General features: G+C 37.1%; 20 protein-coding genes and 1 other annotated feature (1 of these 21 cut by a window edge). Of the genes, 3 read left to right on the forward strand and 17 right to left on the reverse strand.

All coding sequences use genetic code 11. The annotated features are described in order from the left end of the window. Positions 1–191: a binding site (T-box leader), on the reverse strand; it reaches 69 nt to the left of the window's first position. A 65-nt stretch (positions 192–256) separates the two neighbouring features. The 6 genes from ACE025_RS06515 to ald all read right to left on the reverse strand — a co-directional run bounded on the left by ACE025_RS06515 (position 257) and on the right by ald (position 4879). Next, a complete protein-coding gene (locus tag ACE025_RS06515) occupies positions 257–613 on the reverse strand; it encodes a glycine cleavage system H family protein (RefSeq protein ID WP_485938659.1) in 357 nt (118 codons plus the stop codon). 21 nt (positions 614–634) lie between these two features. Further along, a complete protein-coding gene (locus ACE025_RS06520) occupies positions 635–985 on the reverse strand; it encodes a Spx/MgsR family RNA polymerase-binding regulatory protein (protein ID WP_485938661.1) in 351 nt (116 codons plus the stop codon). 64 nt (positions 986–1049) lie between these two features. Then, the gene (locus tag ACE025_RS06525; RefSeq protein WP_485938663.1) at positions 1050–2225 is read right to left on the reverse strand and encodes an FtsW/RodA/SpoVE family cell cycle protein; all 1176 of its coding nucleotides are present in this window, start codon (positions 2223–2225) and stop codon (positions 1050–1052) included. Between the two features lie 240 nt (positions 2226–2465). After that, positions 2466–3434, reverse strand: a complete 969-nt coding sequence (locus ACE025_RS06530; RefSeq protein ID WP_485938665.1) for a YihY/virulence factor BrkB family protein — start codon at positions 3432–3434, stop codon at positions 2466–2468. A gap of 59 nt (positions 3435–3493) precedes the next feature. Next, positions 3494–3724 (reverse strand): DUF2969 family protein, encoded by a 231-nt coding sequence (locus ACE025_RS06535; RefSeq protein WP_485938667.1) that lies wholly within the window; start codon positions 3722–3724, stop codon positions 3494–3496. A 42-nt stretch (positions 3725–3766) separates the two neighbouring features. Beyond that, the gene (ald, locus tag ACE025_RS06540; protein WP_485938669.1) at positions 3767–4879 is read right to left on the reverse strand and encodes an alanine dehydrogenase; all 1113 of its coding nucleotides are present in this window, start codon (positions 4877–4879) and stop codon (positions 3767–3769) included. A gap of 793 nt (positions 4880–5672) precedes the next feature. On the opposite strand from ald, the gene ACE025_RS06545 reads away from it, so the two are divergent. Both ACE025_RS06545 and ACE025_RS06550 read left to right on the forward strand, forming a co-directional pair. Then, positions 5673–6578: a fumarylacetoacetate hydrolase family protein gene (locus ACE025_RS06545; RefSeq protein WP_485938671.1), complete on the forward strand. Its 906-nt coding sequence runs from the start codon at positions 5673–5675 to the stop codon at positions 6576–6578. Between the two features lie 123 nt (positions 6579–6701). Beyond that, positions 6702–7031, forward strand: coding sequence for an MGMT family protein (locus ACE025_RS06550; protein ID WP_485938673.1), 330 nt, complete (start codon positions 6702–6704; stop codon positions 7029–7031). A gap of 34 nt (positions 7032–7065) precedes the next feature. Here ACE025_RS06550 and ACE025_RS06555 read toward each other — a convergent pair whose 3' ends face one another. The 11 genes from ACE025_RS06555 to ACE025_RS06605 all read right to left on the reverse strand — a co-directional run bounded on the left by ACE025_RS06555 (position 7066) and on the right by ACE025_RS06605 (position 16613). Then, positions 7066–7875, reverse strand: a complete 810-nt coding sequence (locus tag ACE025_RS06555; protein WP_485938675.1) for an aldo/keto reductase family protein — start codon at positions 7873–7875, stop codon at positions 7066–7068. 87 nt (positions 7876–7962) lie between these two features. Beyond that, entirely contained in the window at positions 7963–8541 is a 579-nt protein-coding gene (locus ACE025_RS06560) for a type 1 glutamine amidotransferase family protein (protein ID WP_485938677.1), read from the reverse strand. A 107-nt stretch (positions 8542–8648) separates the two neighbouring features. After that, positions 8649–9209 carry a polymer-forming cytoskeletal protein gene (locus ACE025_RS06565; RefSeq protein ID WP_485938679.1) on the reverse strand — a complete coding sequence of 187 codons (561 nt, stop codon included), beginning with the start codon at positions 9207–9209 and terminating at the stop codon, positions 8649–8651. A 185-nt stretch (positions 9210–9394) separates the two neighbouring features. After that, positions 9395–9664, reverse strand: a complete 270-nt coding sequence (locus ACE025_RS06570; RefSeq protein ID WP_485938681.1) for a toxin-antitoxin system YwqK family antitoxin — start codon at positions 9662–9664, stop codon at positions 9395–9397. 145 nt (positions 9665–9809) lie between these two features. Then, a complete protein-coding gene (locus ACE025_RS06575) occupies positions 9810–10187 on the reverse strand; it encodes a DUF956 family protein (protein WP_485938683.1) in 378 nt (125 codons plus the stop codon). A 157-nt stretch (positions 10188–10344) separates the two neighbouring features. Continuing rightward, entirely contained in the window at positions 10345–11256 is a 912-nt protein-coding gene (locus ACE025_RS06580) for a PTS system mannose/fructose/sorbose family transporter subunit IID (RefSeq protein ID WP_485938685.1), read from the reverse strand. 22 nt (positions 11257–11278) lie between these two features. Further along, on the reverse strand, positions 11279–12079 hold the full coding sequence (locus tag ACE025_RS06585; protein ID WP_485938687.1) for a PTS mannose/fructose/sorbose transporter subunit IIC: 801 nt from the start codon (positions 12077–12079) through the stop codon (positions 11279–11281). A gap of 37 nt (positions 12080–12116) precedes the next feature. After that, a complete protein-coding gene (locus tag ACE025_RS06590; RefSeq protein ID WP_485938689.1) occupies positions 12117–13106 on the reverse strand; it encodes a mannose/fructose/sorbose PTS transporter subunit IIA in 990 nt (329 codons plus the stop codon). A 501-nt stretch (positions 13107–13607) separates the two neighbouring features. Then, on the reverse strand, positions 13608–14249 hold the full coding sequence (locus ACE025_RS06595) for a uracil-DNA glycosylase (protein ID WP_485938691.1): 642 nt from the start codon (positions 14247–14249) through the stop codon (positions 13608–13610). Positions 14250–14371: 122 nt separating this feature from the next. Beyond that, positions 14372–15667 (reverse strand): PTS sugar transporter subunit IIC, encoded by a 1296-nt coding sequence (locus ACE025_RS06600; RefSeq protein WP_485938693.1) that lies wholly within the window; start codon positions 15665–15667, stop codon positions 14372–14374. A gap of 46 nt (positions 15668–15713) precedes the next feature. Beyond that, complete coding sequence (locus ACE025_RS06605; RefSeq protein WP_485938695.1) at positions 15714–16613, reverse strand: DUF7916 family protein; 900 nt, start codon at positions 16611–16613, stop codon at positions 15714–15716. 232 nt (positions 16614–16845) lie between these two features. Here ACE025_RS06605 and ACE025_RS06610 point away from each other — a divergent pair, with 232 nt between their 5' ends. Then, on the forward strand, positions 16846–18036 hold the full coding sequence (locus tag ACE025_RS06610; protein ID WP_485938697.1) for an ROK family transcriptional regulator: 1191 nt from the start codon (positions 16846–16848) through the stop codon (positions 18034–18036). Positions 18037–18060 lie beyond the last annotated feature (24 nt).

An 18060-nucleotide genomic window follows, 5' to 3' on the forward strand; every position in this document is an offset into this window, starting at 1 on the left:
CCAGTACGGAGCCCATTGCTGACTCTTATACTGTGACTCTGTATCGGGAGTTCCCGGAACAAGCTTGTGCCGAAGCATTCACTCATTCTGCTCAAAGACCATCTTCAACTTTGCTTTCAATACTCCTTTTCAGCAACCGGAGCTCTCTAGAATTGTCAGCCAAAATTTACTCTTCTTCTCATAGCAAAATATTCTTATTAATCTTGAAACTTAGTTTATCAGTCTGGGTGAAGTCTGTCAAATCATTTTTTTATTTTTAAAATTGTACTTCAGTTTCTAACTTTTCAAATTCACTGCTGTCAACATTTGCCAGCTCAACGATCCAATTTTTTTGTTGGTCTTCACTGTTCAAGCTTTCAGGACTGTTCATCAATACTTCGTTGAATTGAACCACTTCTCCGCTTAATGGAGATTCTAATTCAGTAACAGCTTTTGCTCCTTCGACACCTAACAAAGATTCGCCGGCTTTTAATGTTTTGATGTCTTTAGGTACATCTGCAAACATAACTTCTCCAAGATCATCTTGACCTTTTTCTGACAAGCCGATACGGTAATGTTCGCCATTTTTCGCTACCCATAAACCATTTGAACTATATCTTATTTCGATTGCCATATGCACAAGTCTCCTTCTCTGTTACAACAATGCTTGATAATTTTCTTCTTTAAATCCTATGATTACGCCTGAATCAGCGATAATTAAAGGACGCTTTACCAGCATACCTTCTGTAGACAACAACTCTGCAGCTTCTTCTTGAGATAAATATGAAAAACTATCTTTTAAACCTTTTTCTTTATATACCATACCGCTCGTATTGAAAAAACGTTTCATTGGTAATTCAGTCTGCTCAAATATTTCCATCACTTCTGCTTTAGCAGGAGGATCTGTTTTTAAATTGATTTCCTCAAATCCAATCTGGTGCTGCATTAGCCACTTTTTGGCTGCTTTGCATGTTGAACAAGTAGGAATGCAATAAAACTTTAACAAAAAATCTCCTCCAGCTCTTTTCTTCTTTACTAGTATAACGCTGATATTTTCAAAGTGAAAGGACTTATCTAAATTCTTCGTCCTCTTCTGAGAACATGTAACTCTTATAGTGGTATCTCATGGACATGATCAAACCTACTCCCATCATATTACCCAATAGTGCCGATCCACCTTGAGATATAAATGGCAATGGAATACCTGTCAAAGGCAACAGCCCAATACTCATACCAACATTTTCAAATACGTGGAATACGATCATCATGATAACACCCGTTGAAATATACGTATAGAAAATATTTTTCGTGTCCAAGCATACGCGAATCATTTGATACACTAACATAAAGTAAATCAAAATCAACACTGCACCACCGATAAATCCAAAGTTTTCACCGATCGTTGAGAAAATCATATCTGACTCTCTTACGGGGACATATACTTCTGAAACCCCGAATCCTTTACCAAACACTTTCCCTGAACCGATTGCTTTGATACTTTGCAGCAATTGATAAGCTGCTCCTTGAGTATCGTGGTAAGGATCCAGCCAAGAATCGATACGAGAAAATTGGTAATCTTGGAATCCTAAGTTATACAAAAACTTGCGATTATAAACAACCAACAGCAGTAAAGTAGTTCCTATCGTTGCAACAGAACTAAACAACGGAATCAATATTTTCCAAGTGACTCCTGACATTAACACTAGCCCGATTACGATAGCAATAAAAACCAAGGTTGTTCCCAAGTCATTTTGCAGCAATACCATCAGCATTGGTGGAGCTGATACTAAGGCGATTTTCCCTAATAAGATAAAGTCGGATCTTACATTATGATTTAAAAAAGCCGCATTGTGCTGTGTAACAGTTCTTGCCAACATTAAAATAAAGGCTATTTTCATAACCTCTGACGGTTGAAAGGTCAACGGTCCTAATTTAAACCAACTACGCGCCCCAGTCCTTAAGAAAGTGGGTTCATCATAGAAAAAGAGGACTAAAATCAGCAAGAGTAACCCCAGCCCATAAGCATAGGGAGTGATTTTCCAAAGTTGCTCTGAATCAAACTGCATAATTACGATGATAGCTACAGCACCTACTACATACCAAGCGACATGCATGATTGTTGCACGAAGACCACCATTACCAATCAATGAAATAGTTGAAAACATGGTTGCTATACTAATAATAGCCAACAGAAGTATAGACAGCACTATCCCATAATCTATTCTAGATTCTTTTTTTTCACTCATATTTTTTTCACTTATCTCCTTGCACTCAAATGAAATATAGCTTTTCCACATTCTTTAAGCTTCAACTATTATATAAGAAAAAGCGGCTAAAAAAAAGGATTGTTCCTATTTCTTAGTAAAAATGACATAAAGTTTGACACATAGTCATGGAAAACTCACTTTTACTAAATTTACCTCTTTCGAAATATGAGCGTACAACTTAAAAGAGAGCAATGATTTTCATCCTTGCTCCCTTTACTCTTATTGATTTTGTACTTCTTTTACTTTAACCAATTTTTTACGTTGTTTGGGCAATTTTTTCTTCTTACCATCTTCGGAATTTTCTTCATCTTCTTTTTCAATAGCTTTTTGTACACTCTTGCCATTTTTATATTCAAAGTAAATCGTGTTTATTAAACCACCTAGTAAAAGAATCATAGCGGCCAAGTAGAGCCAAAGCATCAAAATAATGAAAATTCCAAATGTTGCATTAGCAACCGCGTCTCCTCCAGCAAATTGCAAGTAGATTGAGAACCCTTGCGATAGGATCAGCCAGCCAATAGTAGCAAATATAGCGCCTGGAACAGCGTATTTGATTCCTAAATGATGGTTTGGTACTAGGAAGTATACTGCAGTAAACAAAGCCAAAAGAACGATCAACAGAATCAACCAACGCAATTGGAGAATCTGCTTAATAAACCCTAGATCGATGTTCACCAATCCCTCTACAAATTCCATGAGGATTCCACCAAATACAAAAGCAAATATGATGACTCCTACGATAAATACGATTGCTAATTGAATTAATATCGAAACTAAACGAACCAAAATAAAATTCTTTCTTGGTTCTACCGCATAAACCTCGTTTAAAATATTTTGCAAAGAATTGAAGGCTTTGCTTGCTGACCATAATGCAGTCACCAACCCGATGGAAATAACTCCCCCACTGGAACTGCTTAAATACCCTCTTAGTATAGGTTCAATGACATTAAAGATATCTGGTGGAACGGCCGTTTCTAAATACGATAATATTGCATTCACGTCAATTGGAAACAACGGTATCACATTAGCAATAACCAATAAGATGGGGAATAAAGACAACAACGAGAAATAGGCCAGCTCTCCTGCTTGAGAAGAAACATTAGCTCTGCTCCAGTTATCTTTTATAACACTGAACAATTTAATCATCCGTTGTTTGAACGGAAGGTATTCTACCGTATCTGCATCCATAGAAATCCACATCCTTGTATTAGGATTACTCCACACACATTACATTATCAAATCTCTTTTTACATATAGTGTAAGTTGTAATCCATTATTAGATTATTGATAGCTTCATCAATGTTTTTAGCTTTTGCTTTGTTGCCGTTTTTATTGATCGTTGTAATTGCTTGTTCTTTCTCTTGTTGGATAGTTCCTATTTTTTCATTACCTACAAGCAATTCTAATTCTGTAAAGTCTTCAGTATTTCTGTTTGTTTCTTTAATCACGACTTCGCTTTTTTTATTTCTTTTTGACATAATGATCTTGATCCTCTTTTCGATTTCTATATAGGAGATTAATTAAAATAGTCTGCTTGCTGATACAAAATCAACTTCTAATGATTCAGCCACTTCTTTGTGCGTTACTCTGTTATTCATCACGTTGATTCCAGTATAAATCGTAGAATTTTCTTTAGCTGCTTCAACGATACCTTTGTTGGCTATTGCTACTGCATAAGGAGTCGTGACATTTGTCAGAGCTTGAGTAGCAGTTTTAGCTACACTTCCCGGAATATTGGCTACTGCATAGTGAAGTACTCCGTATTTTTCATAAACAGGATCTGCCAAAGTAGTTACTCTATCTGCAGTTTCAATAATACCACCTTGGTCCACGCTGATATCTACAATAACGGATCCCGGAGTCATTTGTTTCACCATTTTTTCACTGACCAATTGAGGAGCTTTGGCTCCTGGAATCAATACAGCACCAATTACTAAATCAGCTGTTTTCAACTCTTCTTCAATATTGTACTCATTAGACATGACTGTTTGGATTGAGTTGCCGAACAATTCACCTAGCTCGCTCAGTCTAGTAGGGTTATTGTCTAAAACGACCACAGTTGCTCCCATACCTACAGCAATTTTAGCCGCATTAGTACCAGATACACCTCCGCCAATGATCACAACTTTTCCAGAACGGACTCCCGGAGTACCACCTAGTAAGATTCCTTTGCCACCGTTACTGTTTTCCAGATAATGTGCTCCAATTTGGATAGACATTCTACCGGCAATTTGGCTCATTGGTGTTAACAAAGGCAAAGATCCGTCTTGACCTACCATTGTTTCATACCCGATAGCTGTTACCCCTTTTTCTGCCAATACTTCTGTTAATTCTTTATTTGCTGCCAAGTGCAAGTAAGTGAACAGAATCAACCCATCACGCAAATAATCGAACTCTTCTTTTAGAGGTTCTTTGACTTTAATGACCATATCAGCCGACCATACTTCCGAAGCAGTAGGAACAATGGTTGCACCTGATTCAATGTATTGTTCGTCTAAGAAACCAGCTGTTTCTCCTGCACCTTGTTCAACTAAAACTTTATGCCCTGCTGACACGAGTGCTTTAACTCCAGATGGAGAAAATGATACTCGTTTTTCATTATTTTTGATCTCTGTTGGTATACCAATATTCATATATATCCTCCTAATTTTTTTCACTGCAAAATTATTTGATACAGCTTAGCCTTTATCTCTCTCAATGTATTAAATGAACGAAAATTTCTTAACTCTATTCTATTATAACGTTACTTTACGAAAAATCCAAAAGTTGCAGCTTAGTCGCTGTTTAAGAGAGTTTCAAAGTAAATTTACTTCTTTAAAAATATGCTGTTGAAAAAATTTTATCGTCTTTTACCTATTGTATTAATGGTTTATGCTTTGCAAGCTATAGTAATACCTGACGAACGATCTTTATTCTTCTATTTGATTGGATGCGGAGGTTTTGGAGGGTACTATATCTCTATTATGATTCAAGAAATTTTATACTACCTCTACACTACTGGTTCAGCCGCAAGACCACCCCTTTGAATATGTTGGGTGGCAACTTTATTGTTAATCTCTTTTATGAATCTTCATTCTATTACTGGGAGTTTCCCAGCTACCTTTATCTGCTGGTTTCTCGTTGTTTTTTGCTTCATCTTTAGGAGTATGGTATTTTTTGACAAAAAACGCTCTTACACTAAGAGAATGACCTTAGTTGCTGTATTTTTCAGTGTTTGTTATCTTATCAGTGCACATTACTTTGAATGGCCGGAGTATTACTTTTTATTGGATTTGATCGTTTCATGTACTTTGGGAGCAGTACTTTATTACATAGAGAATCGTTACATCAGTAGAAAAATAAAAGCGCATCTTTATTTTGTGAAAAAATAAGCAATTTTGAAATCTGTCAACAAGTGCTTTATACTTATATCAAGAAGGTGATTTTATGAGAATCGTCCATTTCAAAAAACAAAGTATTTCAAGAATTGGAATCAAAACAGAACAAGGCATACTGGATGTAAAAAATGCTTCGAAAGAACTTGGTCTCCCAGCTGCCGACTCTATGAAGAAATTGCTCAGTGATGTACCCAAAGCATTGAATCAATTAAATGCTTTACTTCAATCAGTACAAGATAAGGCATTATTTGACTTTTATATCAATGAAGAAAACATCTATTTTTTGCCAATCAACACGGATCCAGACAAAATCATTACGATAGACTATAATTACCTTATGCACGCTTCTGAGCAAAACGGAGATATCCCTACTGCTCTTTCATTTGGCGGGAAATTCAAAAATAGTCTAGCTGCTCATAATCAAACCATCCCATTACCTACATTTGCTGAAAAGTATGATTATGGCGCAGAATTGGTGATTGTTATAGGTAAAAAAGCAAAAAACGTTCCTAAAGAAACAGCTTTTGAACATATCTTAGGCTATAGTATAGGAAATGATTTATCTTCGCGTGACATTCAAGAAGCTGCACAGAATAAGATGGTTGGTAAAACACTCGATTATTTTGCACCTGTAGGGCCTTATCTGGTCACTAAAGATGAAGTCGATCCCGACCATTTAGATATCCAATTATCTCTAAATGGTGATATTCGACAAAGAAATAATACAAAAAATATGCTTTTTTGCACTGCGGATATCGTCAGTATGCTTTCACAATATATGACTTTGGTTCCAGGAGATATGATTTTCACCGGTACTCCTGAAGGTGTTACAAGTGGTTTTGGTATGATGAGCGACTTTAGAGAGCATGTTCCTGGCTCAAGTTGGATTTCTTCTGGGGACACTATTGAAGTTTCTATTCAATCAATAGGGACACTCAGGAATACTTTTTTCTGATCATCAATTTTATTCAGCAGCTTGAAGCGTCTAGTAGTATAAACGTTTTAAGCTGCTTTTTTTACACTTTTATCAGCTGAGGGATAAGTTTAATGTTTTACCTTACAAGAAAAGAGGTTCTTTATGACACTATTTACAGAACGCGTGATTTTTATTATCCAATCTATACCCTCAGGAAAAGTGATGACATATGGCCAAATTGCTGCACTTGCCGGCAATCCACACGGCGCCAGACAAGTGGTGCGGGTTTTGCATTCCATGAGCCGTAAACATCAACTACCTTGGCATAGAGTCATTAATGCTAAAGGAGAAATTCCGTTAGCAGACAAACTGTTTTCTCAAAAAGACCGGTTATCTTCTGAAGGCATTCTTTTTACTAAGTCTGGAAAAATCGAGCTGTCTCTTTATCGGTACGAACCTGTACTGAATTGGATCGCTGAAGAAGATATGTAAAACCCTACATTTCATAAGAGTGTAGGGTTTTTGGTTATAACGACTTAATGATCACCGTATCCTCGACTGTTAAGTCAAAATCAAAGATATCTAGATTGGACAGTTGTCTTTCTTTATTATGCGATTTTGGAATGACAACCACTCCACGTTGGATTTGGTAACGGAGTAGAACTTGTCCCCAATTTTTCCCATAGTTCTCACCGATTTGTTCCAAACGAGCTTTTTGTTCGCCTGTTACCCTGCTTAACGGCCCCCATGCTTCCGCAATGATATCATTATTTTTCATGTAATCGATCACTTCATCGTTCCATATGTGAGGATTGGATTGAATCTGATTGACAGCAGGCTGGATACGAGCAAAACTTTTTACCATTTCCAGCATTTCTATCGTAAAATTCGATACTCCAATGGATTTGATCTGCCCTTTATCCACAAATGATTCCAAAACTTCCCAAGTATGTTTCAATTTCTCAATAGATTCGATAGGATGGTGAATCAAATACAAATCAATGTAATCTGTTCGTAAGTTTTCTAGGCTGTTTAAAATCGTGTGTTCAACTAATTCTTTTGATCCAATATAACTATCGTCAGAAGGGATCTTTGTCGTTAAGTAAAAATTTTCGCGAGGTATTCCGCTTTCTACGACTGTTTTCCCAACACCTGATTCATTTCGATAAGAGATAGCTGTATCAATCAATCGATATCCAGCTTCAATAGCTGATTCCAGTGCACTGAAATCTCCATTCAATTCCCCATTGTATTGATTATTTTCTTTCCCATAAGTATTTGTTCCTGTTCCTACTATAGGTATTTCAAATCCATCTGCTAAAGCAACCTTTTCCATTCACTTCATCTCCTTCAAACTGGTATTGAACATTATTATAACAATAATCTATTTAACTGCATAAGACATTGAATATTTTCCTTTTGTCTACCGAACGAAACCATGTTTAAAATTATCGTACCAGTCTTCGATAGCTTCCGCCGTGTCGATCTCCAAGAGCTTATAGATTTCATAAGCAAATTCAAGAGCAGCTGTTTCATTGGCTGTTATTATATTTCCGTCACGTACCGCTTGAGCTTCCAAAAACCGATCTTCCCCTTGGTATTCAGTATATTCTTTGAAAAAATCTTTACTGTCGCCCGTATGGTTTACTTTATCCAAAAAGCCATGGCTGCCAAGGAAAACGGTTGCTCCACAAATAGCGGCTATAGGAATATCAGACTTCGTGGCCTGCTGTATAAAAGCTGCTATTTCTTTATGACGATTTTTATGCCAAGAAAATCCTCCAGGTAAAATCACCATGGCCAAATTACCAAAATCTATGTACTCTGCTATTAAAAAATCAATTTCAGCTCTCAATCCTCCAATAGAAACTTTTGGTTCTTTATCCACTGCAATGGTTTTTACTGTGTATTGAGGCACAGAATTGATTTCTGCTATAGCTTGAGCAGCTTCCCAATCTGCCCAATCATCCGTTAACAGTAATAAAACATCTTTTGATTTCATTCAATCCACGCTCCTTGACTATGATTCATAATTGGCTCAAAATATTTTCGATAAAAAAGTATCCTGCCTTTCTTGCTAAAGGCAGGATACTCATTCTAAATTTCAGATTATTCAGCCACAGTTACTTCTCCAGTTACTGTACCTTCATCCATTTTTGCAGAATCCAATAATTCTTGAGATTCAAAAGTTACGTTTCCTTCAATGGTAGCTTCAGCTAATTCAAAACCTTCAGCTTTAACTTCTACGTCTCCAACAAAAGTACCATTTTGGATTCTGAAGTTTGGTGATTCTACAATCATTTTAGGTGCAGTCAATGTGAACTCATCAGTAACATTGCGATCATCATCTTGTGCATACAAAGCTAATTTACGGTAAACATCTCCACTATCTTCTCCGCCATCATGGAAAGTTCCAGCTACAACGATTTCTTCTTCAACTGTAACATCATCAGTGATTGCATAAATCCAAGTACCATTTTGGCTCAAACCAGCTACCACATCTGCTGGGTTGTTGCTGATTGAAGCAGTAGTAACAACTTCTGTACTTTCTTCTGCTGCACTAGATTCGCTTTCAGTTGTTTCTTCGTTATTTCCACAACCTGCTGCAAAAATAATAAATGATGCACAAACCCCTAAGAATAAACCTCTTTTTTTGTTAAATGTAGCCATAATAATTTCTTACCTCCAGTTTTATTATCCGTTTTCAAAGCTATGAAAATAATATTCTTTTAAAATCCGTCCACTTCCATAACTTCATTTCATATTATACACTCTCATTGTGAAAAAACCAACATAAAGGTTTAAAAAAAACATTTTTCTGTACAAAACGCCCTTTTTTATTCACTATTTACCGATTACCGGCGTATTTCTTTTCCATTTTTGAACTCTAAAGCTTTTTCGATTTCGCCATTCCTATCATAACGTATCCAACTACCATTTTTACTATCTTCTTCAAATTGGCCCACTTGCCACAACTCGCCGGTTTTACGGTAAAAAGACCATTCACCATACATCTTTCCATCAAAAGGACCATGAGCTTTTACCATCCCGTTTTCAAAATAATAAGTCCGCACTCCATTTTCAGTAATTTCTTTCATTTGCCCATTTTTATAAACTTTTTCCATAACCGTCCCTCCATCGCTGCAGACTATTTAATTCTTTTTCTCTCATGTATAGTTTAATGGTAATGGTTTTTGTAAGCAAATCTTAACAAAAAAGCCATTAAAATAAACCTCATTTTAATGGCTTTCAGCTAGTTTATCAATGTAATTAAGACTTCTTTCTTACTAAATTTTTCACACCATTTTTTACAACCTCGAAAAAGCTTAACGAATGCACCATACGTTCTGGATCGACATATTCTTTTATTGCACGAAGAACTTTTTTAGGACTCTTTGAGGAAAATGTATACGTTCCTGATTTTTTTGTTTCAATTGCATATCGAGGAATCCATCTTCCCTTGAACATCACTGAAGCAATCACTAAATTTACTTCTTCCCAAGGAATTTGAATAAACTTGCGGGGATCACGTGTGTTATAAAACTCAAATCCATTATCGCCGATCATGATCTTTCCATAATCCGTTAGTCCTGTAAAAGCGGTAGCATCGATTACCAAATCTACCTTCGTATTAATTGATTCAACCATTCTGACCGCTCCATTTCATTGTTTTATTACTTCTATTATACGTTTCTTTATTAAAATAGGCTATCAAAAAAACGGCTGAGATAAAGAATCCCAGCCGTTTTTCATGCGATATATTATTCATTTATAGAATTCAACCGACTGATGTCATTGCTTTTTATTATAAAAGACCGATTAAATGTCCACCAATACCCACTACGAATAATCCAAGGATAATTACGATTGGGCTGACATTTTTCTTCAATAACCACATACAGAACAATGTTAGTAATAATGGTGCTAGTCCTGGAATCAATTGATCCAAGTTGTTTTGCAAAGTAGTTACTTTAGTTGGAGATAGCGACATACCTGAATTTACTTGTTCAAAGGCTTGACGCATTCCTTCTCCACCAGCTGGAAGTTCATCCCATTTGATGTAAGCTCCCTCGTCTAATTGAACCTCAGAGACGACAGGTTTGAAGTTGATGGATACCCACCGTTGTACTAATGCTGCCAGAACAAACATCCCTAATATAGATGCACCTTTAGTAATGTCTTGCAATAAACCACCTGAAAGGTCTTCTGTGATTTTAGAACCGGCTTTATAACCGAATTCTTGTGTATACCACATGAATCCCCAACGAATTAAGTTCCAAGCTACGAAGAACAAGATTGGTCCTAAGATGTTTCCGCCAATTGCTAATGAAGCTCCTAAAGCACCTAACATCGGACGCACAGTAAACCAGAACACTGGGTCACCAACACCGGCTAGAGGGCCCATCATACCAACTTTAACCCCTTGGATAGCTACATCATCAACTGGAACGCCATTTGCACGTTCTTCTTCAAGAGCTAAAGTAACACCAAGAATAGGTGAAGCGATATACGGATGTGTGTTAAAGAATTCTAAGTGACGTTTCAATGCTGCTGAACGGTCCTCTTTTGATTTGTACAATTTTTTAATGGCTGGAATCATTGAAAATGCCCAACCGCCGTTTTGCATACGTTCATAGTTCCAAGAACCTTGGATAAATGTTGAACGCCATGCCACAGCTAAGCGATCTTTTTTAGTTAAAGTAATTTTTTCTTCCATGTCGTTTTCTCCTCCTTCAGGATTAATAATCGTTTAAGATATCACCAAGCGGGTCACCTGTATTGTTACCGCCGTTACTTGAAGATCCTCCCATTTTAGAAAGGTTCAAGTACACAAGAGCAATAGCTACACCAATCGCTCCAAGACCAATAAGAGTGATTTCAGATATAGCTGCAACTACAAATCCAAGAACGAAGAATGGCCATACTTCTTTGTTTGCCATCATGTTGATAACTAATGCATAACCAACGGCAACAACCATTCCACCACCGATAGCCATACCATCAGTTAACCATGCAGGCATTGATTCCAAGAAACCTTGAACTGTAGCTGCTGGGATGAATAATAGTGCTGCTGCAGGAATAGCGATACGAATACCTTGCATACAGATAGCTGCAACTTGTAAAATCTCAATTTGTCTAAAGTTTCCATCTTCAGCTGCTTTATCCATTGCATGTACAATAGGAACAGCCAGCGTACGAACAACCATTGTTAAGAAAAGTCCTGCTACTGCAAGAGGAACTGCGATAGCGATAGCTGCTGGAACTCCGGCAACTCCTTGTCCACCTAAAACCAAAATAATTGCTGATGCAACCGATGCTAATGCCGCATCTGGTGCTACAGCTGCTCCAATGTTAGCCCAACCAAGTGCGATCATTTGAAGAGTACCGCCAAGAACGATACCAGCTGTTAAATTTCCTGTTACTAATCCGATCAAAGTACATGCTACTAGAGGTTGATGAAATTGGAATTCATCTAAGATTCCTTCAATACCGGCTAGAAAAGCAACAAGTATTACTAAAATAATTGATATAACAGACATAATAGCCCTCCTAATTAATTTATTTCTATTTATTTGATTAAGCTTTAGCTAAATCAGTTTTTGCTTTTTTCAGCAAGTCATCGATATTAGCACGAGAATCGTTAGGTACTTTACGTACATCAAATTTAATGCCTCTTGATTTCATTTCTTCAAAAGCTTTCACGTCTTCTTGTCCCATAGAAAGAACTTTGTTTACAACAACTTTTCCTACAGAGTGGGCCATTGAACCAACGTTTACTTCTTTGATTTCAACGCCTCCATCAAGAGCACGAATAACGTCGCTAGGGTTTTCAAACAATAGCAATGCTTTTGTATTTCCAAAACGAGTATCCTTTGAAATTTCCACTAATTTTTCAATTGGGATAACATTAGCTTTAACTCCAGGAGGAGCAGCTTGTTCAATTAATTTTTTACGCATATCGTCATGCGCTACTGAATCAGAAACAACGATGATACGATTTGGTTTTACTGATTTAGACCATGCAGTTGCAACTTGTCCATGTAATAAACGAGAGTCTACACGAGTTAAAACAAATTTGATCTTGCCATCTCCAACCACTGTGTTTGGTGCAAGCGGTGCTTGAGGTTGTCCATCTTCAGCGACTGGGACTGTAGCTGTTATAGGAGCTAAGTTTTCAGGATTCACCTTCACTCCGTCTCTTCCCGCTTCAACGATGTGTGATGCGATTTCATGAGCAGAAGTCATAGATAAACGAGAACCATAAGCTTCGATCAGCATTGGTAAATTCAATCCTGCAACGATCGCCCATTTATCTTTATGTTGTTCAAATAATGTGTTCGCTTGATTAAATGGTGTACCTCCCCACAAATCAACTAAGAACAATACTTCGTCTTGATTGTCGAAAGAAGCAATCGCAGCTTCCATCTTAGCTCTTACATCTTCTGGACCTTCACTAGGCATTAATGTAATAGCTTGAACATTTTCTTGTTCTCCGAAAATCATTGCTCCGGATTGCAAGATGCCTTCAGCAAATTCGCCGTGGCTTGCTAGTATAATTCCTACCATATTTTTACCTCCTAAATAAATTATTCATTTCCTTAATGCTTTTGCTGAATGAAACACTAGCTTAACTGATATGACTCATCTCTTTATAGTTGAGACAAGCGCCCCCTTTCAATTGAATCTTGCATGATGTTCAAGTTAAGGCACTTCACTTGATTCATCTATCCGCTAAACACATCTTATCTTTTTACCCTTTACCCGTAACTGACAAGTGACTTTAACGGCGTAGCAGTTTTTCATTGTCCATTCGATTAACGGAATCATTTCGCTAGTTTTGACTCTACTGTATCATTTGTTTCATCCGTCATTAATATATAAGCAAGTATCGTGCCAACTTTAGTGTATTTTTAAAAACCTTTATATATCAACAAAAAATGCCGATTAAGCTCACAAAAAGACACACTATTAGTGTGTCTTTTTCATTGTTAGAGTGTTTTAAAACAAGATATTTGTAGTGTATTATTTATTTTGTCATAATAGAACAATTAACTATGCAGTGTTTTTTTACTTTAACTTTTCCTTTATTTGACTGATTCCCTCTACAAATTGTTTCTTCCCGCCTTGCGCAGGGTGTCTTACCTTGTGACACGTTATCTCTAATTTAGACAAGCTTTCGTAAGCTTTATTCCCCATAGCTACTACTTCTTCGATTTCATACAGTTCAATCAAATCAAGAAGAAAAGAGCCCCCAATAAATAATTCATTTTTTGCAGGCATACGATTACTTTGTTCTTTCTCTGGCTTATGTGGATGAAACGGGAAGGCATTCCAAGATAAAAAAATCAGCTCCTCTTTGAGCATCGTCTCCCAAATAATCGTAGCTGTAGCCTCTTTCAATAATGCTTCTTTTTCGATCGGCAACTGATACCCGTTCTCTCTACCAAACAACGTCAGCCTTTCTTTATTGTTCATCAGCAAATGTTCGCTGGTAAAAGGCACTCCTGTCAGGCGACTCCCTCTATATCCAGGTGCTTCGCCCACCAAAATTATTTTAGGCCGCAATTTTTCCATTTGCTGTAAGTAAATTTTTAGATTTCTTCGTCGGATAAAACTTTCTGGATGATCATCGGAATATTGATTGTAAACATTTGATGGTACATTGGCAGCAGCCAATCTTTCAATAAATCCGTCTATTCCATCCACCATATCATCACTCCTTTTTTACAACGCTCTTGATTGATGGTTGTTTCTCTTCTTAAAATATAACAAAAAAACTAAAGTACCACACCTTAAAAGGCGCGACACCTTAGTTTACGATTGCTGTTTGATTAAACTTCCTCTAAAGGTAGTTTTCCTAATTCTTGAGCTTTGAATCGCTTCTCGACTGCCAGAATAAACGGCAAGTAAAGAAGGACATCCAATACAATCAGCACGATTTGCAGAATAGACCCGCTGATACTGCCGGTTACTAAGAATCCGCTGATAATCGGCGGCATCGTCCATGAAGCAGCTGTTCGAGTCAACGGAACTAATCCCGAAGACATAGCCAAGTACGCCACAACAACGTTGATCATAGGTGCAATAACAAATGGAACAAACAGCATGACATTTAAAACGATCGGAACTCCGAACATTGTTGGTTCATTAATGTTAAAAATACCAGGTACTACTGTGATTGGCGCCAACACCTTTGTTTGTTGACTGGTTTTTTTCTTACGAGCAAGGTACCCAAGGACTAAAACCAGACCCAGAGTCGCTCCGCCTCCACCAAGATAGACCATATTGTCCATAAATGAAACTGTAAAGATGTGTTCCAACGCTTCTCCAACTTGATAAGCTGCACGGTTTTCATCTAAGTTGGCGATCCACAAAGGCTGCATAACAGAATTGACTACGTTCCCACCATGGATACCAACGAACCAGAATAAACTGTTCAGCCCAACAACCAGTACTGTACCAAATACATTATTCCCTAATAACCCCAGCGGTCCGCCTAAAACAACTTGAGCAATATCATGCAAGTTAGGTAAATCTAGTGTGTCCAACACACCATAAACAATCAACCAGAACGTAATGATCACAGCTCCAGGGATGATCGCACTAAAACTTTTTGCTACTGCCGGCGGAACTGTTTCTGGTAATTTGATTTGTATATTGTGGTTGATAAACCATTGATAAATATAACCATTAACCAAACCTAGAATGATAGCGATGAATAACCCTTTAGCTCCCATGTAAGCTGTCGGCATACCTGCACCCGCATCAGAAGCTAAAAACGGTGTCACTGTAATAAAAGCGGCTAATGAAACCAATCCCGAACCAATGCCATCTACTTCATACTGCTTTGTTAGACTATAGGCAATACCAAAACTGGCCACTAACCCGATCAAACCAAAACTGCTGTCTGTCCCTTTCCATAAATACCCAGCTACTCCAACATCTCCTAGCCAAGTTTCCCAACCTGGAACAGGGAAACTCGCTATAACCATGAATAATGACCCTATAATGATCAACGGCATAGCCAAAGTGATCCCATCTCGAATCGCAACTAAAAATTTATTCGCTCCTAACTTAGCGGCGACAGGCAACAACTTGCTTTCTAAAAAATCGTTGACTTTATTCATCTATCTCTCCTCCTTTAAAATGGTTATGCTTATAGTAAAAATTTGATCAACGATTTATTGAACGAGCAACCATAGAAGCTGTATGTCTCATACCTCTAAGAGCCTTGCTCATTGCGAAAATATTTTCAACTGGAGCCAATCCGCCATATCCAGCATCTCCAATATGCTGAATATCTACTCCGCAAATTTTATTTCGGATAGAAATTTGTTTGATCGTATCTTCATCTGAACTTTCTTGACTAGTACCAATGGCGGATAACACTAACGCTCCACCTTTATGCGCTTCTTGGACAATTTCTTTCAATTCTGTTTCATCAAAACCAGGAACTGTTCCAACCGCTGGCACTAAGATGATATCTGCTCCAGCTTTAATAAAAGCTTGAACTGTTTCCATATCAATAATCTTTTCTGCAACTCCAGCACCATGCATTTTCCCAGCAATAATCAAGCCGGAGAACTTTTCTTTTGTTAAGCGGATAGTCCGTTCAATGGCTTGATTGGTTACCCCAGTTCCGGGATTCCCCGTTAGACAAACAAAATCCAACCCGATTTCTTCTATTTTTTGAATAGTCTTCAAGCTAGCTTTTCTGCCTTCTTCAATTTCAAGTCGGTCTTCAGCCATTGAAGCACTCTCGTCTACAGGTTCTAGGTTCACACCTATCGGACGTCCAACTAAGCGATGCAGCACATCTACGAAAGAGTCAGAACTTTTTGGTAATCCTGATACGACTGGATTCATTACATCAATTCCATTTAACAGAATCATATCTGCACCAAAAGCTCGAGCAATTTCAGCATTCGTGATTTCTCCTATAAAAGCTTCTCTTGATGAAACATTTTCTGACAAAATGACTCTGCCCTCACTGGCACTTATACTTTGTTTCAATTCAGCAGCTGACATTCCTAAAATTTCCGAACTATTCGCACTAAGTAATCTTTTTACCATATTATCTCCCCAATTCTATTTTAATATAACTCGGCATAGTTTAATTATAATTAAAAATTAATTAATAAGAAAAATACCCTTTTATATCATTTTTTAATAACTTTTTGTTATCATCATAATAATTAATTTTTTATAATTTGTCAACAATAATTAAACCGCTTTCTTAAAATAGTTGCTTGTAAAAAATAATTAATATAGTATAATCGTTTTTGAAGAAAAAAGGAGAATGTATATGGTCGCTACAAAAAGACAACAACAAATACGAACAAAGATTTTAGATATCATTTATACTACAGGACCCATATCTAGAATAGACATTTCCCATAAAACAGGTATTACTCCTGCTACCGTAAGTGAGATTACAGGGCAGTTGATTTCAGAAAATTTGGTTCATGAACTCGGAGAAGAAGTAACTTCTGAGACAAAATCAGGACGCAAAAAAATATTATTGATGATTTCGGGTGCTCATAGTTATTACATCGGTATCGAATTATCAGAGAAATTCTTTTCTTTTGTATTGAGTGACAACAAAGGAAATAAAGAAAGAGAAAAAGTCATCTCATTTCAGACTTCTATCGAAAAAGAAATATGGAATACAAACAGACTCATTAAAGAATTGAATAATTTTATAGAGTTGTGTAAAGACTACAACCCCAAAGCCATTGGGTTAGCTCTACCGGGTCACTTTAATAAGCAAAGTTACACCATACTAACTAATAATTCTTTTTGGAAACAGTTCAATTTAAAAGAATTGGTGGATAATAGTTCTTTACCGATTTATTTTGAAAATAATGTACAGAGTATGGCGTTGGCTGAAAGAATTTTTGCCGAACACCATAAAGACCAGAACTTCGCTGTTCTTCATGTCGGCCGAGGAATGTTTTGTTCTTGCATTTATGATGGAGAACTTTATGGTAAAAACAATGTACTGGTGGGTGAAATTGGTCATACAATCTCTCATCCCGATGGCGAACTATGCGAATGTGGAAAAAGAGGATGTCTTCAAACTTATGCCAGCGAAGCTTGGATCATCAAAAAATCACAAATCCTTTATCAAAATTCCGACAGCACCTACCTTCGACAATTGGCTGACGCACCTTTAGACATCACAATCGAAACAATTTTACGTGCGTATGCTTTAGGCGATGAAGGTATAATAACAATTCTCCATAATGCTATCAAATATCTATCCATTGCTATCAACAATATTTCTATGATGATCGACACAAAATCTATGATTGTGCATGGTCAGCTATTCAATGAGCCTCAACTGATTGCCCTCTTAAAAGAGTATTCTGATAGACATGTGACGATATTGTCCACAGAACGAAAATTCGAAATCGATATAAAACCGTACTCAACTATCAATGGCGCATTGGCAGCTTGCGGATTATGCGTACAAAGAATTTTACTGACTGCTTAGTGCGTTTCCTTAATTTTACCAAAT

The sequence above is a fragment of the Desemzia sp. AGC72 genome (genome assembly GCF_057334175.1).

Bases quoted from the DNA above. Each gene is read 5' to 3' on its own strand.
- ACE025_RS06515 (WP_485938659.1), bottom strand. From the start codon at position 613: ATGGCAATCGAAATAAGATATAGTTCAAATGGTTTATGGGTAGCGAAA.
- ACE025_RS06525 (WP_485938663.1), bottom strand. From the start codon at position 2,225: ATGAGTGAAAAAAAAGAATCTAGAATAGATTATGGGATAGTGCTGTCT.
- ACE025_RS06530 (WP_485938665.1), bottom strand. From the start codon at position 3,434: ATGGATGCAGATACGGTAGAATACCTTCCGTTCAAACAACGGATGATT.
- ACE025_RS06535 (WP_485938667.1), bottom strand. From the start codon at position 3,724: ATGTCAAAAAGAAATAAAAAAAGCGAAGTCGTGATTAAAGAAACAAAC.
- ald (WP_485938669.1), bottom strand. From the start codon at position 4,879: ATGAATATTGGTATACCAACAGAGATCAAAAATAATGAAAAACGAGTA.
- ACE025_RS06545 (WP_485938671.1), top strand. From the start codon at position 5,673: ATGAGAATCGTCCATTTCAAAAAACAAAGTATTTCAAGAATTGGAATC.
- ACE025_RS06550 (WP_485938673.1), top strand. From the start codon at position 6,702: ATGACACTATTTACAGAACGCGTGATTTTTATTATCCAATCTATACCC.
- ACE025_RS06555 (WP_485938675.1), bottom strand. From the start codon at position 7,875: ATGGAAAAGGTTGCTTTAGCAGATGGATTTGAAATACCTATAGTAGGA.
- ACE025_RS06560 (WP_485938677.1), bottom strand. From the start codon at position 8,541: ATGAAATCAAAAGATGTTTTATTACTGTTAACGGATGATTGGGCAGAT.
- ACE025_RS06565 (WP_485938679.1), bottom strand. From the start codon at position 9,209: ATGGCTACATTTAACAAAAAAAGAGGTTTATTCTTAGGGGTTTGTGCA.
- ACE025_RS06570 (WP_485938681.1), bottom strand. From the start codon at position 9,664: ATGGAAAAAGTTTATAAAAATGGGCAAATGAAAGAAATTACTGAAAAT.
- ACE025_RS06575 (WP_485938683.1), bottom strand. From the start codon at position 10,187: ATGGTTGAATCAATTAATACGAAGGTAGATTTGGTAATCGATGCTACC.
- ACE025_RS06580 (WP_485938685.1), bottom strand. From the start codon at position 11,256: ATGGAAGAAAAAATTACTTTAACTAAAAAAGATCGCTTAGCTGTGGCA.
- ACE025_RS06585 (WP_485938687.1), bottom strand. From the start codon at position 12,079: ATGTCTGTTATATCAATTATTTTAGTAATACTTGTTGCTTTTCTAGCC.
- ACE025_RS06590 (WP_485938689.1), bottom strand. From the start codon at position 13,106: ATGGTAGGAATTATACTAGCAAGCCACGGCGAATTTGCTGAAGGCATC.
- ACE025_RS06595 (WP_485938691.1), bottom strand. From the start codon at position 14,249: ATGGTGGATGGAATAGACGGATTTATTGAAAGATTGGCTGCTGCCAAT.
- ACE025_RS06600 (WP_485938693.1), bottom strand. From the start codon at position 15,667: ATGAATAAAGTCAACGATTTTTTAGAAAGCAAGTTGTTGCCTGTCGCC.
- ACE025_RS06605 (WP_485938695.1), bottom strand. From the start codon at position 16,613: ATGGTAAAAAGATTACTTAGTGCGAATAGTTCGGAAATTTTAGGAATG.
- ACE025_RS06610 (WP_485938697.1), top strand. From the start codon at position 16,846: ATGGTCGCTACAAAAAGACAACAACAAATACGAACAAAGATTTTAGAT.